This is a genomic window from Streptomyces sp. NPDC020898, assembly GCF_044333925.1.
Lineage (GTDB): Bacteria > Actinomycetota > Actinomycetes > Streptomycetales > Streptomycetaceae > Streptomyces.
Window position 1 is genome coordinate 1584386 of sequence record NZ_JBIRRV010000001.1, and the last position, 15996, is coordinate 1600381.

Sequence of the window (15996 nt, forward strand, 5' to 3'; positions counted from 1 at the left end):
CGGTCTGCCGGTCAGCCGGTGACGCGGAGTTCGAGGAGCACGGTGGGGGGCTCGTTGACGCCTTCTCCGACACCCTTGAAGTCGTTCTTGGGCACGTTGACGGTCTTGCTCACGCCCTCGGCGGTCAGTTCGGCGCGGACCGGGTGGGACTCGGTCTGGATCGCGAAGACATCGGCGAGTTCGAGGGTGAGGTAGCCGGTGGTGGAGGTGACCTTGAAGCAGAACTCGCCGGCGCCGACACGGGTGAGGACCTTGAGCTGGTCGGCGGCCTCGTCGCAGGCGGCGAGGGTGATACGGCCGTCGCCGCGCTTCAGGGTGATGCCCTGCTCGGCGAGGATCTTGTCGGCGCCCGGGTAGGCGAAGTCCTCGACGGCGTACGGCGGCACGTCGGCGGCCGCGTTCTCGGTGTCGGCGTCCGAGCCGGTGCCGGTATTGGCGACGGCGAACGCGGAGGCTCCGACGATCGCTGCCGCGGTCATTCCGGAAAGCAGCAATTTACGGGCGTGGTATCTCAACAGAGAGTTCCTTCCAGGAGGTGAACGGAACGAATCCGGAAGGGAAGATTCAACATATCGACCCCCACCGGATCTGCCGCCCCGTCGAAAATCGCGCACGTCAAGATAGCAAGCGTTCGTTGCAGGTGCACCGGTGTTCCGACGGATTTCCGCGTATGATCGCCGGGCCGAAATCCGTTATCTGGCAAGCCGGTTGGCGCCAGACCGAGAAATGGATACTGGTTACTTTGAGACAAAGATTAAGGGCCCGCGCTGATGCGGCCGGCCGACGAGGGCCCGCAAGCAGAATGAAGCGGTCGATACGGGCAATACAGGCAGTCTGCCTTGCTCTCCTGATATCGCTCCTAGCCGGAATCCTCGGCTCCGCACCGGCTGTTGCCCTCGAAGACCCGGTGAACAACGAGGATCTGAGCAACTCGCACATCCCGGCCACGGACCGGGGCAAGGTCCTGACGGCGTGGAAGGCCGGTGGCCCGGGCGTCAAGGCGGCCGCCGAGGCGGCCTTGTTGGGGACGGACGCGGACGTACGCGAGTTCCTCGACCGCGAGCAGGCGGTGGCCGAGCTCAGTGACGACCGAGTGGCCACGGTGCAGGTCTTCTCGGCCGGCGGCCGTGGCGTGCGCGAGGCCGCGCAGCAGGCCCTCGCCGGTACGCCGGCACAGCTCGACACGTTCCTGAAGACCGGCTGGCAGGCGCCGCTGGAGCAGGACCAGCGGGTCCGTGCCGCCCAGATCGTCAGCGCCGGCGGCCCCGAGGTGAAGGAGGTCGGCCGGGCGGCGCTGGACGGCACCGCCGACGACGTCCAGAACTTCATCGTCGACAGCCAGTACGCGGCCCGGGAGAACGACGAACGGGTCCAGGTTGTCCAGATCCTGACCTTGGGCGGCCCGGCGACCAAGGAGGCCGCCCAGGTCGCCCTCGACGGCACGCCCGAGGACGTGACGGAGTTCCTGGAGGTGGGCCAGCACATCGCGCGGGCCCGCGACCAGGAACACGCCACCATCGAGGAGCTCGTCGCCCTCGTGCAGGAGGCCGGTCGCCAGGCGCAGGTGGAGACCGAGGCCGCCAAGGAGGCGTCGGCCCGCGCGATCGCCGCGACCAAGCTCGCCAAGGAGGCCGCGCAGAAGGCGGCCGCCGAGACCGAGGCCGCCAAGGACGACGCGACCAGGGCGTCCAACGCCGCCGGACGCGCGGCCGACGCCGCCGAGGGTGCGGCCAAGGCCGCGCAGGAGGCGATCAGCGCGTCCCACGCCGCCAACACCTCGGCCCGGATCGCCGCGAACGCCGCCTCGCAGGCCGCGTCAGCAGCCGCGGGCGCCGCCCAGGCCGCGTCCCGCGCCCGCAGCGCGGCCGCCGACGCGGCGACCGACGCGAGCAAGGCCTCCGCGGCGCGCAAGGCCGCGGAGGGTGCGCGTGCCGCCGCCGCGGGCGCCAAGAAGGCGGCCCAGGCCGCCGATTTCGCCGGTGACGCGGCCGACGAGGCGGGCAAGGCCGCCCTGGCCGCCGCCGGCGCGGGCACCAACGCGGACCTGGCCGCGGCCGCCGCGCAGGAGGCCAGCGGTCACGCCAACGTGTCCAGCGCCCAGGCCGCGCGGGCCAGGGCAGCTGCCGCGGACGCCCGCAGGCACGCGGCCGAGGCCACGCGAGCCGCGAACAAGGCGGTGGCGCTGGCCGCCAGGGCCGCCAAGGCGGCGCGCGAGGCCCGCGACGCCGCCAACTCGGCCGCCGTGCACGCCGAGAACGCCGCTGCCGCCGCCGACGAGGCCGCCGAGCACGCCGGTGACGCGGCCAAGGCCGCGGCCGAGTCGACCAAGCACGCGGCGGCGGCCAAGACGGCGGCCGACACCGCGACCGCCGCGGTCGTCCAGGCCAGGACCACCTTCGACCTGGCCCGTGAGGTCGAGGCCGAGGAACTGGCCGACCGCAGGTACACCGAGATCGAGCAGGCCAAGGCCTACAAGATCGCGGACAGCGAGCGCGAGGCGCAGAAACAGAAGGACAGTGAGGCAGCCAAGGCCGCCGACGCGGAGGCAGTGCGTCTCGCGGCGGAGGTGACCCGCCCGGGCGCCGACCTCGCCGTCGCCGCCGTGCAGGCCCGCAAGGTCGCGCTGCACGTCGCGAAGAACCGCGGTCCCTGGAGCGTCACCACGGCCGAGGCCGCTCTCGCGGGCTCGGACGCGCTGGTCGTCGAGTACATCCGGGCCGGCTGGCAGGAGGCGGGCGAGCGGGACGAGTACGCCCGCGTCGTCAACCTGGCCTGGGAATCGGAGTACGCGGCCGTCCGTACGGCCGCGGAGTCCGCGCTCACCGGAAACACCGCGCAGATCAGCGCCTTCGTCACGACCGGGCAGCACAACGCGGCGAAGAACGACTACCGCGTCGAGACCACCCAGCTCATGGAGGGTGCCGGTTCCGCGGTGCAGAAGGCCGGCCAGGCGGCACTCACCTCCGGCTCGCCGGACCAGATGCGGGCGTTCATCCACTCCGGCTACTTCACGGCCCGTACGAGCGACGAGCGGGTCAGCGCCGTCCAGTTGAGGAGCACCGGCGGCCCCGAGCTCAAGGCGGCGGCCGACGTCGCCCTTGCCGGACCGCCTCAGGTGCTGCACCAGTTCATCGAGGTCGAGCGGTTCCGGGCCGTACGCAAGGACCGGCTCACCGCCACGCACGTCTCGCGGATCCTGGGCCTGGTCTCCGGAGCGGCGTCGATCGCCTCGAAGGCGCAGCAGGACGCCGCGCTGGCCGCCAAGGTGGCGGCCGAGGCCCGTAAGGCGGCGGCCGAGGCGGAGCAGTACCGCCAGCAGGCCGCGGCGTCCGCGACCCAGGCGGGCGAGTACGCCAAGCAGGCCGACGCCCACGCCGACGCCGCCGAGAAGTCCGCGGCCGAGGCGGCTGCCTCGGCCAGGTCGGCACGTGCCGCCGAGGCCAGCGCGCAGAGCGCCGCACAGGACGCCGACCTGTCGGCGTCCCGCGCGGAGTCCTCCGCCGCGCAGGCGCAGCGCTCGGCGAGCGATGCCTGGGCGGCGGCCGACGCCGCGTACGCCTCGTCCATCGCCGCCGGCAAGGACGCCGACGCCGCCAGCAAGGCCGCCGACGAGGCCGGGGACATCGCCTTCCGGAAGCTGCAGGAGGAGATCAGGCAGCACTTCGCGGACCTGGCCGCCCAGGCCGAGGAGCGGCGGCAGAATACGGAGGACGAGGAGCTCGAGGCGTACCTGAACCAGCTTGAGGAGATCGACTGGGGCAAGGTCCTCTCCGAGGGCGGCCACTTCAGCCTCGACATCCTCGGCCTGATCCCCGGCTTCGGCGAGGCCGCCGACGGCGCCAACTGCGCCTGGTACGCCGGCGAGGGTGAGTATGTCGACGCGGGTCTGTCCTGCGCCGGCATGGTGCCGTTCGCGGGCTGGGGCGCCGCGGGAATCAAGTTCGGCAAGTGGGGCGGCAAGGCGGACGGTTTCTTCAAGAAGCTGTTCGGCAAGAGCCCGGACTTCCCGGTGTGCGTCAGGAGCCTGACGCGGACAGCCCTGGCAGCGGATCCATTCCCCTGCCCGACCGGCTTCGCGAACTTCGGCAACGACGTACTCCAGTCACCGGCAGGCCTGGTCTACATGAGGAGGACCGACGCGGAGCACTACATCGAGCACGTCATGGCCCACACCAGGCCCAACCCCGGCAAGCCCCTGCACGGCGTCTTCAAGGTGAAGGACCAGGACGAGCTCCTGGCCATGATCGACGACGCCTGGGCAAGGGGCGGGACGCAGGTGCCCACGAACGGCAGCAACAGGGTCACCCGGGTCGACTACGACGAGGCAATCGGCGAGAACGGCGAGAAGTACCTGTGCATCGTCACCAGTCCGCCCAAGAAGGGGAGGCACAAGATCCGCACCGTGTTCCCGGCCTCCGATCCCAGCTGCCCGAGAAACCCCTGACCTGATGGATGAGGGTGGTGGGCCCGGGCTCCGGGTCCACCACCCTCCCCGTACGACAACCGACAAACGGATGGAAGGGCACGACATGCTCCCGCTGGACCGGATCCGGGCGCTCCTGCTGGAGCACGACGATCCCCGCCACCTCGAACGCCCCGCGGACTTCGACCTGGTGACCTCGCGGAACTGCTTCGCCGGGCTGGTGAGCTCCGTCAAGGAACGTTTCGGCCCGTCCTTCTCCAGCGGCCTGGGCCAGGACACCAGTTTCTACGGCGTCATCGACGTCCCGGCGGACACGACGGGCCTCGGCCGCCCCCTGTACATCATGATGAGCAACTTCGGCGACTATTTCGTCACCGCGCGGGTGGGAGCGGGTGAGGATGTCCCGGGCGGCGAGGAGGGCCTGCCCGAGGAGCTCGCGACGTGGTTCGACGGCGTCTGCACGGAACTGGGCTGCACCTTCGTACCCCCCGAGCTGCTCCGTGAGCCGTACGACGGGCCGACGCGCTTGGCGCCGGCGGAGGACGTGGAACTGGTGGCGGTGCTGGTGGCAGCGGGCGTGATGGACGAGGACGAGGAGGATGACGAGGAGCTGGGGAAGACGAACTGGTACGACCGGTACTTCGACTACATGTGAGACATCCGGGGCTCCGCCGGTTGTCCTGTCTCAGTGGAGATGGGCCGTGAGGTCGCTGACGCTCGCTCACTCCCTGGTGAAGGTGCCGAGGCCGTTCGCGTCGAGGTTCTCGACGCGGACCTTGTCGGCGCGTCCGCCGGACCCGACGCTGAAGGTCACGCCGGACAGCCCGACGGCGTTCTCGCCCGTGGTGCGGTAGCTGAAGGTGTCGCCGTTGTAGTGCCGCAGGGTGAACCGCTGCTTCTTCGGCCCCAGTTGCATGCTGAGGTCGTCGCCCTGGGCGCTCACGGTCATCGGGCCGTAGAAGTCGTTGGCGTAGGTTCCCGTGTAGGCGCCGTCCGCCCTGGCCGGTGCGGGCCGTGGCGGAGGCTTGGTGTAGTCGGTCTCGGAGCGGTCACCCGCCGCCGCCTGCTGGATGAGCGGGCCGATGAACGTCAGCCAGTCGACCGTGGGCCCGCCCGTCTGCGCGGTGTCGAGGAAGGTGGTGGCGATCGCCTCGGGTACGCCGATGGGCTCGCCGTTGGTGAGGACGACGATGCCGAGGTTCTCCGAGGGCAGCAGCGAGACATGGGTGGCCGCGCCCATCGCGAAGGCGCCGGAGTGGCCGAGCTTCAGCCTGCCCTGGTCGTCGTAACCGACGTTCCAGCCGAGCCCGTAGAACCCGGTCCTGCCGGCCGGCGCGTGCGGCGGCTCGGAGACGATGTGCGGCAGGTGGGTCTCGTCCAGCGCGTCGCCGTCGACGACCTGCCGCCCCTCGAACTTGCCGTTGCCGAGCTGCAGGCGCAGCCACTTCGCCATGTCCCGGACGGTGGAGCTGGCTCCGCCCGCCGGGCTCTGGGCGTCGGCGTCCCGTACGAACTCGGCCTGCCAGGTGCCGCCCTGCTTCACATGGGTGACGGCCTTGTTCTTGGCCTTCTCGTAGTCGGCGAAGGAGGAGCTGGTGGAGTCCATGCCCAGCGGCCGGTACAGCTTGTCCGCGGACAGCTTCTCCCAGCTGGTGCCCGCCGCCCGCGCGACGGCGGCCGCGGCTTCGGTCAGCCCGAAGTTGGTGTACGCGTAGCTGGCACGGAACGGCTCCAGCGGTTCGTACCGCAGACGTTCCAGGACGTACGAGCGGTCGTAGCCAAGGTCCTCCAGGAGGTCCCCGGAGTGGTCGGGCAGCCCGCTGCGGTGCGAGAACAGGTCGGCGAGCGTGACGTGGCGGGTGACCCAGGGGTCCTTGAGGGCGAAGCCGGGACTGTGCTCGACGACCGGGTCGTCCCAGCCGACGGTCTTCTCCCCCACGGCCGCGGCGACCACGGTCGACGCGACCGGCTTGGAGACCGAGGCGAGCTGGAAGACGGTGTCGGGTCCGACCCGGCCCTCCGCACCGGCCTTCCGCTCGCCGAAGCCCTTCAGATACAGCACCTTGTCGCCGTGGACCACGCCGACGGCGACCCCCGGCACACCGGTCCTGCGCATGGCGTCCCGTACGACTCCGTCGAGCTCGTCCACCGCCGCGTCGACCTTGGCCCGGGTGAGCCGCGGCGGCGGCTGGGCCGGCGGGACGGTGGGCAGCGGCGACGTCGCCCGGGCGGCCGCCCTCTGGACGGCGGCGGAGGTGTCGGTACCCGTGCAGCCGCCGCCGGCCAGGGCCGCGATCAGGCCCAGGGCCGCAGCGGAGCGCAGGCGCCGGGCGCGCGCATGGTCAAGGCGAGACATGTTTTCCAGTGAAGGCCCTCCCCCGACGCCTGTCGCATCGGCGAGCCATTCGGGCGAGCCATTCGGGGGGACCGCCGCCCTCGCGGCTCCGAACGAGTGGACCTCGATGGCTCACCCGACGGTCGGCTGCTCCGGCCGTACGGCATCCGAGATGGACTTGACTCCGCCGTGCACGGTGAGGCCGCCGTCCACGGGGATCTCCGCTCCGGTGATGAAGGAGGACGCGTCGGAGAGGAGGAACACGACGAGGGGCGCGATGTCGTCGACGGTGCCGCTCCGGCCGAGCGGCGTCTCACGGAACATCGCCTCCCGGAAGGCCGGGGTGGCGGCCGCGGTCATCTCGGTCTCGATGTAGCCGGGGTGCACGGTGTTGACGCGGATACCTCGCGGGCCCAACTCCGTTGCCGCGATCTTCGACACGCCTCGCAAGGCCCACTTACTGGCCGTGTACGCCACCGGGTAGTAGGCGGTGAGCGCCGCGGACGACCCGACGTTGACTATCGACGAGCCCGGCGGCATCAGGGGGGCGAGGTGCTGGATGCCGAGCAGCGGGCCGATGGTGTTCACCGACTGCACGTGCGCGAAGTCCTCGGGGCTCACCTCTCCCAGGCGGTCGCGCTGGATGACGCCGGCGTTGTTGACGAGGCCGTGGACTTGCCCGTACGTCTCGCGGAGTTCGGCGGCCAGGGCGGCCCAGTCGGCCTCGCTGGATACGTCCAGCTTTCGGCAGCCCGGGGTGCTCTCTCCGTTGCCCTCTCCGTTGGCCTCCGGGCGTACGTCGGTTGCGATCACCTGGGCTCCGGCGCGGGCGAGGGCATCGGCCTCGGCGGCGCCTTGGCCTCGGGCGGCGCCGGTTATTACGACGACTTTGCCGGCGAGGGGGTGGGGGTGCTGAGGGTCGTGGGGGGACTGGTCGCTTTGGGGGGTGCGCGTCATGGCGGACAAGGTAGCTGCCCGCGGTAAAAGGGAGACCACGGCTGTCGCCCCGATGAGTCTTGTCCCCTGACGGAGTCTGCCCTCAGACGGAAGCGATGGAAGCAGCCGTCCGCCCGAGGCTGATCTTGAGAGAGAGGGAGCCGGTCGTGCCTGTAGGGATTTTCGCGGGGATCGCAGTGAGCAACTACGAGAGCGCCTTGGGGTGGTACAAACAGCTCCTCGGTGCGGAACCGACCTTCTACCCCAACGACACCGAAGCAGTGTGGCAGTTGGCCGAGGACCGGTACGTGTACATCATCGAAAACGCTGACCGCGCCGGCGGCGCGGTCAGCATGATCTGGATGGACGATCCTGGTTCCGCGGTCGCGGGGATCGCCGAGCGAGGTCTGCGGCCGGTGGGTGTGGAGCAGCACGGGAACGTGTGCAAGTGGGTGTTCCACGACGCCGACGGCAACGAGACGGGGATTGGGGGCGAGGTCTCAGAGTCGACGTAGTCCTGGGTCATGTTCCGGGGCCGTTGCCGGGCCTCCCTTGCCGGGCCTCCGTTCCCGCACCCCTGCGGTCCAATTCCGGCCACAACTGCCCCACACCGCCCACCCGCGCTGGCAGAATGCTCGCGTGCCACATGCCATCCCGTCCTCCCCCGCCGTCTCGGCACGCATGAGCCGGCAAGTCAGCAAGGACACGGCCGCCGAACTGGCGGTCCGCCGCTTGCTGCACGCGGCCGGGCTGCGCTACCGCGTGGAGTATCCGGTGCCGGGCATGGCCCGACGCCGAATCGATGTGGCCTTCACGTCGGTCAAGGTGGCCGTTCTGATCGACGGGTGCTTCTGGCACGGGTGTCCGGAACATGCGACGCAGCCGAAGGCCAACGCTGAGTGGTGGCGCGAGAAACTGGACCGGAACATGGCCCGCGACCGGGAGACGACTGAACAGCTGGTCGCGGAAGGCTGGACAGTGTTGCGCTTCTGGGAGCACGAGGCTCCCGAGGAAGTGGCCGTACGGGTGGGGGCAGCCGTGGAACGGCGTCGGACAGAGCGAACCAGGGGGAGAAGAGATTGAGTGCGCTGACCTTTGTAGATGTGTGCTCCGGGGCGGGCGGGCTCGCCCTCGGGCTGGAGCAGGCAGGATTCGAGCCGCGGCTGCTGCTGGACGACGACGAGCTCGCAGTCACCACCCTGCGAACCAACCGGCCGCAGTGGAACGTGCTTCACACCGATCTGCTGGACTTCGACCCTGCCGAGCATCCCGTGAGCCACGACGTAGATCTCCTTTCGGCCGGCCTGCCAAGGGTGAAGTCGAATGCGACCGTCAGTCGCGCGGATTCACGTACGGAGGAGCGACTGTTGGAGGCCACGGTCTATCTCATCCATGCGATCAGGCCTCGGGCGGTACTCATCGAGAACGTTCCTGGGCTCGCTTCATCGGACGAGTATCAGCAGTTCCGTGATTTTGCCCGAGCCGAACTGGCCCACTTGGGCTACGAGTTCAGCTGGTTCGTCTTGAACGCCGCTGACTTCGGCGTACCGCAGAACCGTAAGCAGGGCGTCCTGGTAGCCGTCGAACGGCAGCAGGCCAAGGCACTCCAGCCGCCGGCACCGACCGTGCAGCAGCCGACGACGGTCGGTACTGCCTTGGGAACGTCCATGGCCTCACGCGGTTGGCAGGACGCCGCCCGTTGGGCCGCCCAAGCCGATCAACCGGCTCCGACGCTGGTCGGCGGCTCGAAGAATCGGGGCGGGGCTGACCTGGGGCCGACGGGAGCCAAGCAGAAATGGGCAACCATGGGCGTCAACGGCCACACCGTGGGTGACGAGATCCCCAACGCGGATTTCGTATGGAATCCCGAGCTTGGCAGGGACAACATGGTGAAGATCACGTCGGCGCAGGCGGCGCTACTGCAGGGTTTCCCCGAAACATGGGAGATCGCAGGGCTCAAAACTGCCAGGTACCGCCAGATCGGACACGCGACGCCACCGCCCGTCGGAAGGGCTCTGGGCCGGGCCATCGCCAAGGCCCTGAATGGGGATCCAGCAGCCTCCGCGGCCGGCTAGACTTCCGCCACATGACCAGCGCGGCACCACACCAGTCCATCCTCGACAATCCCTTTGTCCTGGATCTCTTCGCGGGACCCGGAGGGCTGGACGTCGCCGGACACGCGCTCGACATCCCGAGTCTCGGCATCGAGTGGGACAAGAGCGCCTGTCTGACGCGATACGCGGCCGGGCTGGACACCCTTCACGCCGATGTGAGCGCGGTGCGTAGAGATGCCTTCGAGTCACTGCCACCGGAGATCAACGTGCTGGCCGGCGGGCCTCCTTGCCAGACCTACTCGGTGGCTGGGCACGGCGCTGGGCGTAAGAACTTGAACAAGGTCAAGGAGTACATCGAGCGACTGACGGCGGGCGAATCCGACGAGTCGATCGACGAGGATCTGAAGACTCTCAGCGACCCGCGCACCGCGCTGGTCCTTGAGCCCCTCCGATACGCCATTCAGGCAACCAGGAGCCCAAACCGGGAGAAGCGCCCGTACGACGTCATCGTCCTGGAGCAGGTCCCCGCGGTCGAAGAGCTCTGGCTCCACTACGCCAAGGTGCTACAGGGGGCGGGCCTTCCGGACGGCACCAAGTACAAGGTCGTTGTCGGCCGCCTCGACACCGAGACCTATGGCGTGCCTCAGAAGCGCTCCCGCGCGGTATTGATCGCTCGTCGTGAAGGGCTCGCCGCGCCTTCGCTTCCCGTGCCGACCCACCGTTCCTACGAGGCGAAGGAATGGAACCGTAGGAGCGAGGACGAGCAGGCCTCAACAGGCCAAGCTCATCAGCCGACCCTCGACGAGGGCACGGCACCAGGAACCGAAGAACGCGGGGAAATCGATGACCAGGGCCTGCAACCCTGGAGGTCGATGGGTGACGTGCTCGCCGAACCTGTGGGTACACATCCGGGGCGCGCCACTCCTTTCCTGGTCCGCTCGAACTACGGCAGCTCCGGAATCCCAGGGAGGCGCGGGGTGCGGAGCGATCGACAGCCAGCGTTCACCGTCACCGGTCGCATCTCCCGCTTCGTGGTCTTCCAACACCTCGACGCGAACATCGTCTACGAGGGCGCGCGGTTCAGCATGAACGAGGCGGGGATGCTGCAGAGCTTCCCGCCGGACTATCCGTGGTCCGGTAAGGCACAGTCCCAGCAAGTGGGCAACGCCGTGCCGCCTCTGTTCGGGGCACGCCTGTTGACCGCCGCACTCGGGCTCCCCCAGCTGGATCCGAGTGCGTTGAGGGAGCCGTGGCAGCCGGCCACGGAGGAACAGCAGGCGAAGCTGCGAAGTCAAGGTTGTGGGGCCGCTGATGCCTGCACGGACACGTGCCCACGACCCGAGGACCAGGCACCGCCACCCTCCACCGAGCGCCCGCGCAAGAGCAACAAAAACAGCTCAGAGACATCAGAGTAGTCCGGGGAGCGCGTCCGCGAAGATCCTTCACGGACGCGCTCCCCGTCTGATCAATCTGTGTTCTTCCGTCCCCTGACCGGCGCGGTATCGAACATTTCCGCAAAGTACTCGGTGAGCGCGGCCACGGATTCCTCAGGAACCGGCTCCTCGTCGGGTCCCTCCGGGAGTTCGCGCCGACTCACCGGGGCCGCCGATGCCGCCTCCTCGATCCACCCGCGCAGACCGGCCGGGTTCCGAGGCACGTCGGGCGCGAGAACGTCGTAGACAAGGGTCGCGCCAGCAGCATTGATCGCAACGCTGAGACCGTCGATCTCTCGCCCGGTGGTGACCAATCCCCTCTTCAGCAGGCGGACCAAAGCCTGAGCGGTGGGGCGGTGGTCGATGAGTTCCTTCCTCAGAACGCTGTGGACAAGGTCCTGGTTTCCGCAGGCCGTCACAACCGGCTCGTAGTCCGCCCCGTTTCTGAACAGCTCAGCTGCCCACCACAGGCGCGAGAAACACTGCCGGTCCGCAGGACCCCGGAAGCGTTCCGCGGCGACGCGTCTTCCCGGCTTGCTCGCCGTCGGCTCCGAAAGGTGGCGCCAGACCACGTAATCGGGAGCCACTGCCAGAGCGATGTGGTTCCACAGACGCTTGTCCGCCGCTTCTCGCCGCGTCAGGCGCAGCGTGGCGTGGAGCCGCGGCGCGAGCCACGCGTCGGCTCGGGTCCGGTCTGCCCGGAACTCGAACATGGCGTCCTCCACCAGGCTCCGGATCGGCTCGACCGACCACCTGGCGTCGTCCTCGGGCAGTGAGTCGACCACCTTGGCGAGGTCTATGCCGCCATGCACATGTTCGCCCTTGAGAAGTTCCTCGGTGAGGAACGGGTCGACGGCCGAGGTGGCGAGCAGCGCCAGGCGCTCCGGCACGTGGTTCGGTGGGATCACGTCTCACTCTCTCGGTTCATCTGTTCCAGACTGCGAATGGCGTAGGCGAGCGCCTTGGTTGCGTCCGCACGGCGGACCGCCGCGTAGTGGACGCGGGTCTGGAGTTCCACCCAGCCCGAATCTCCGGTACGGCGGCGATGGACCTGTCGTAGGGCCTCCTCGACCTGTACGCCGGGAAGCACGTCCGGGAGCATCTCCCGCAACACCTCGCCCTGCCAGTCGGTCGGGAAGACCGGGCTGCCGCCGGGTCCCACCTCCAGATCACCGATCGCGCCGTGGAACACCGCGGTCCAGACGTCGGTGGCCATCTGGGCGACAAGGAGGTCACGCACCTTGCTGTCCACGCCGGAGCCGCTGCTGTCCAACAAACCGATGACCCCCTCGACATCCGTGTTCACGAACACGGTGGGGACTCTCGCCGTGGCGTCCACGACCCAGGGCACGTCCGCGTAGGCCTGCAGCCACGCCCGGGAACTCTTCTTGAACGAGGCTTTCTGGACGTCCAGTTGGAGCCCACGGACCGGCTCGTCGGAGACCGTGTCGACGATCCAGCTGCGATCGGTCTCCGCGATCGACCGTCCATGTATTCCGTCCACGGTCCCGACGGCGTAGACCGCGAGGGAGGCCCGACCCAGGTGATCGTCGCGGAGCACCTCCACGGAGCCCGACCAGTCATGGCCGTCCTCCGCGTCACGTGTGAGGTCCACAGAGGTGCGGACATTGGTCTCGCCGTCTGTCAGAACGGCGAGGACTCGCAGGTCGGACCAGGCCGCGTCCGGCGCGTTCGCCCCGGGCGGCAGCGTCGCCGAGAGGCCGATCGTGGCGCTCACCCAGTCGCTGCGACCCGCGATGCCGAGTGCGACCGCCTGCTGTTGGGTCGAGTACGCCGTGGTCTCCAGTTGGTCGCGCGTACCGTCCGAGAGTCTTAGGGAAACGGAGGTCGCTCTGAGAGTGACCGGCCGGTTGAGTCGTTTGTACGGGTAGATCTTCACGCGTCACTCCCCCTTGCCGGCGCGGAGTTCGAGCACGAGGCGGGTGAGCGTGGTCCTGACCGGGTGGCTCGTGACGTCGGTGGATCCTCGGAACTTCGCGCGACGGGTGCCGGGCGGGAATCGCAGGATCCCGTCCTCCACCTCGCAGCCCTCGACGGCCACCAGCTCCGCCCAGTCCAACTTCGGGCGGCCACCCGAGCGCACGTCGAGCTGGGCGATCGGCACCATCGGGACGATCTCGTCACCGCGCGGGATGCTCACCTCCCCGGTGATCCGCCACTCCCCGTCATCGCCGACCGTCGCGTCGAGCAGGTCCAGGACCGGAACCACCGGCCCGGAGGGCGCCTTGGCCTTGGGCCTCGTCTTCACGGTCAACGCCTTACGCAGAGCCTCACCGCCTTCACGGCTGCCGCGCTTCGGCCGCGCGACGAGTTCTCTCACGGCACTGTTGACCTCTGTGGTCAGCATGTTGATCCGCCGGTACGCGGAAGGCGACCACCGCAGGCTCAGCTCCTCGGTCTGCCCCCAGCGGTCGTGCTCGGGTGGTTCCGCCGCACGCAGGAATTCCTCGGCGTCCTTCGCGAAGGGGGCCGATTCGCCGGCGGCCTCGCCCACCAGGAGAACCGCCTGGAACGGATTCGTGCCGAGCGGCAGGTTCGGGACTCCGGCCGTCTTGACGGTCATGCGGTTGCCTCGTAGCGAATGCACCTGGTTCTTCGCTCCACCCTCACCTTCGGCGTCGGTGGTCAGGTCGGTGACCAACAGGACCGCTTGGTGTGTCCCGAGGGTCCCCCGGGCTCCTCCGGACAGCGGCAGCTTCAGCGGAACGCTTCGCGCCGCCACCTGGCCGGCCTCAAGAAGCCGATCCACGGTGGTGCCCTCGTAGTGCGCCCTCAGGGCACGGGTCCGGGCGGGCTGTTCGACGGACGGGTCGACCTGCTTCTCCGGTACAACCACTTTGCCGTTGCGAAGAGCTTGGACCGATACCTCCAGGAGGGGAAGCCTGGTACCCCCGCCGGTCATCGCGGCCCAGAAGTCACGCCCCAGTGCCTCGACCAGACGCTGGTGCATCCTGCTGATGTCGCGGGTGTCCTTGGTGCCCTCCTCGTCCAGGTTCTCGTCGTCGATGTCGGCCCTGCTCTCCTCCAGGCTGGCCACGTCGTGCGCTCCGACGATGAGGAAGGAGGTACCGGGTTCGTCGCTCTCCCGGGCGAGATGCAGACGCGCGACAGTCTCCTCGTCCGCCCACCAGGAACGGGCGACCCGCGCGCCGGGAGAGTCGGGATCGGGGCGCCCGAACCAGGCGGGGCCCGCGTACGGCTCGCCGTCGACCTCGCGCCAGGGCAGTTCGAGACGTCCGATGACCCGTCGCTCCGTACGCCCCTCGTGGGGCACGGACAGAGTGGAGTTGATGAGTACGAGCCCCAGGGCGCTCGTGGCCCACAGGGTCGCCTTGCCCAGGCCGTACGAACCGCCCGCGCCGTGACCCGACTTGAGGCTCTCCAGTTGCCGCCTCACCACCGCGGCGAACTTACCGTCCGCATAGTCGTCGCCGGTCAGCCCTGACGCGTTGTAGTCGTCGACCCGCAGCAGGACCAGGCGGCCCTTCTCGTACATGTCGCGCACTCCGGCGTCCACGACCCGGCCGACCTTCTGATTTCCCGCGCTCTCCGAGACGGCGGAGTAGTGGGGGAAGAGGTCGTTCCAGAGGATGGCCTCACGGAAGGCGTCGAGCGCTTCTCCGGTCAGCTCGTGCAGGGTGTAGCGGACCCTGACAGGTCGGCCGCTTTCGACGCGGCGTTCGTCGAGGCTGTTCTGGCAGGTCTCTCGGGCGAGCACCTGGACGTCGGCGTCGAACGCGAAGGCCGCGGCGTTGCCCAGGTCACGGCCCCCGTCGGGATAGCCGGGACGGTGGTACCAGGTGGTCGGCAGACCGGCCTGGGTATCAGTGGTGCGGGTGTGCACCGTGCCGACGTCCGTGCCGAGCGCCTTGGCGATCTCCGCCATGACGGTCGGACGGGGGGTCGACCTGCCGGTGATCCACGCGGAGATGGCGGCCCGCGTCAGCTTGAGCTCTTGGGCCAGTTCGGCCTGCGTCTTCCCCGCGAGCTTGAGTTGACGAGCCAACCAGGGCCCGAACTCCTCACCTGTGTCCAACGTGCCACCTGTTCTTCCCCTCGGAGTCGCGTGCGGCTCGCAGACGACTGACCAGGAGGCTAATTTGACGCGCTGGCCACTGTCAACCAACAGTTGATCGGGCTCGGGGTATCAGGATCACTTGGGTCGATGGGTTAGATTGCCCGACTTTGTGGGGCTTGCGAATAACCTCCCACGAGCCAGGGGGAGTTGGGTTGACCCCGTAATCGACATCCGATAATATTAGCGGTGGCGAGACTTTCGCCCTGCTCGTGAACTCGAACGCAAGTCGAGGAATCGGGCAGCCTGTCAGAATTGTGTCCAAAATCAGCATCGAGGGGCAAAGTCCGCAGATGCGGACCAAGCCCACACAAGCGTCTATTCGCCACAAATCTGACCACTAGTCAGGTGACCCTGGGCCCTGTAGGATCGTTTTAGCGAAACGTTTGTTCGAGATTTTTACGCCCACTTTTCCAACGAGGGGTCACTTATGCCTTTATGTACCCCTGGACACGAATGCGACAGGGGACCGATATGGACGATTACTACAGCTATGGCCTGGATTCTCACCGTGAACTGAGTACGCTCAGCCTGGACTATCTCAAGGGGCATATCAAGCCCAAGGAAGTGCTGGACCTGGTGAAGGGTCGCCCGTGCGGAGATGAATTCTTTGTCCTGCATCCCGAGTTGAAGGACTTTGCGGAACCGCCCGACGACGACACTTCTCCCTCAACCTGAGAACCCCACATCACTACTCCGTATGGGCCAGATACCTCATC

General features: G+C 68.5%; 13 protein-coding genes. 7 read left to right on the forward strand and 6 right to left on the reverse strand.

All coding sequences use genetic code 11. The annotated features are described in order from the left end of the window. Nucleotides 1-11: 11 nt before the first annotated feature. Nucleotides 12-479, reverse strand: a complete 468-nt coding sequence (locus tag ACH4TV_RS06930) for a hypothetical protein (protein WP_398394935.1) — start codon at nucleotides 477-479, stop codon at nucleotides 12-14. A 428-nt stretch (nucleotides 480-907) separates the two neighbouring features. On the opposite strand from ACH4TV_RS06930, the gene ACH4TV_RS06935 reads away from it, so the two are divergent. Together ACH4TV_RS06935 and ACH4TV_RS06940 are read left to right on the forward strand one after the other, a co-directional pair. After that, the gene (locus ACH4TV_RS06935; protein ID WP_398394937.1) at nucleotides 908-4444 is read left to right on the forward strand and encodes an ALF repeat-containing protein; all 3537 of its coding nucleotides are present in this window, start codon (nucleotides 908-910) and stop codon (nucleotides 4442-4444) included. Nucleotides 4445-4514: 70 nt separating this feature from the next. Further along, nucleotides 4515-5078 carry a hypothetical protein gene (locus ACH4TV_RS06940; RefSeq protein WP_398394938.1) on the forward strand — a complete coding sequence of 188 codons (564 nt, stop codon included), beginning with the start codon at nucleotides 4515-4517 and terminating at the stop codon, nucleotides 5076-5078. Between the two features lie 66 nt (nucleotides 5079-5144). Here ACH4TV_RS06940 and ACH4TV_RS06945 read toward each other — a convergent pair whose 3' ends face one another. Then, nucleotides 5145-6779, reverse strand: a complete 1635-nt coding sequence (locus ACH4TV_RS06945) for a serine hydrolase (RefSeq protein WP_398394940.1) — start codon at nucleotides 6777-6779, stop codon at nucleotides 5145-5147. A gap of 111 nt (nucleotides 6780-6890) precedes the next feature. Then, nucleotides 6891-7715, reverse strand: a complete 825-nt coding sequence (locus ACH4TV_RS06950; protein ID WP_398394942.1) for an SDR family NAD(P)-dependent oxidoreductase — start codon at nucleotides 7713-7715, stop codon at nucleotides 6891-6893. 95 nt (nucleotides 7716-7810) lie between these two features. Here ACH4TV_RS06950 and ACH4TV_RS06955 point away from each other — a divergent pair, with 95 nt between their 5' ends. The 4 genes from ACH4TV_RS06955 to ACH4TV_RS06970 all read left to right on the forward strand — a co-directional run bounded on the left by ACH4TV_RS06955 (nucleotide 7811) and on the right by ACH4TV_RS06970 (nucleotide 11163). Then, the gene (locus ACH4TV_RS06955) at nucleotides 7811-8209 is read left to right on the forward strand and encodes a VOC family protein (protein WP_398394944.1); all 399 of its coding nucleotides are present in this window, start codon (nucleotides 7811-7813) and stop codon (nucleotides 8207-8209) included. 166 nt (nucleotides 8210-8375) lie between these two features. Further along, on the forward strand, nucleotides 8376-8777 hold the full coding sequence (locus tag ACH4TV_RS06960; protein ID WP_398395408.1) for a very short patch repair endonuclease: 402 nt from the start codon (nucleotides 8376-8378) through the stop codon (nucleotides 8775-8777). Then, entirely contained in the window at nucleotides 8774-9769 is a 996-nt protein-coding gene (locus ACH4TV_RS06965) for a DNA cytosine methyltransferase (RefSeq protein ID WP_398394946.1), read from the forward strand. Before ACH4TV_RS06960 ends, ACH4TV_RS06965 begins: the two co-directional genes overlap by 4 nt. An 11-nt stretch (nucleotides 9770-9780) precedes the next feature. After that, nucleotides 9781-11163: a DNA cytosine methyltransferase gene (locus ACH4TV_RS06970; RefSeq protein WP_398394948.1), complete on the forward strand. Its 1383-nt coding sequence runs from the start codon at nucleotides 9781-9783 to the stop codon at nucleotides 11161-11163. A gap of 50 nt (nucleotides 11164-11213) precedes the next feature. On the opposite strand, the gene ACH4TV_RS06975 is transcribed toward ACH4TV_RS06970, so the two are convergent. Genes ACH4TV_RS06975 through ACH4TV_RS06985 form a run of 3 tightly spaced genes read right to left on the reverse strand, consistent with a single transcriptional unit; the run spans nucleotide 11214 to nucleotide 15238 of the window. Continuing rightward, on the reverse strand, nucleotides 11214-12089 hold the full coding sequence (locus ACH4TV_RS06975; protein ID WP_398394950.1) for a DUF6339 family protein: 876 nt from the start codon (nucleotides 12087-12089) through the stop codon (nucleotides 11214-11216). Then, entirely contained in the window at nucleotides 12086-13081 is a 996-nt protein-coding gene (locus ACH4TV_RS06980) for a hypothetical protein (RefSeq protein WP_398394952.1), read from the reverse strand. Before ACH4TV_RS06980 ends, ACH4TV_RS06975 begins: the two co-directional genes overlap by 4 nt. A 3-nt stretch (nucleotides 13082-13084) precedes the next feature. Then, the gene (locus tag ACH4TV_RS06985) at nucleotides 13085-15238 is read right to left on the reverse strand and encodes a helix-turn-helix transcriptional regulator (RefSeq protein ID WP_398394953.1); all 2154 of its coding nucleotides are present in this window, start codon (nucleotides 15236-15238) and stop codon (nucleotides 13085-13087) included. 513 nt (nucleotides 15239-15751) lie between these two features. Here ACH4TV_RS06985 and ACH4TV_RS06990 point away from each other — a divergent pair. After that, entirely contained in the window at nucleotides 15752-15955 is a 204-nt protein-coding gene (locus ACH4TV_RS06990; RefSeq protein ID WP_398394955.1) for a hypothetical protein, read from the forward strand. Nucleotides 15956-15996 lie beyond the last annotated feature (41 nt).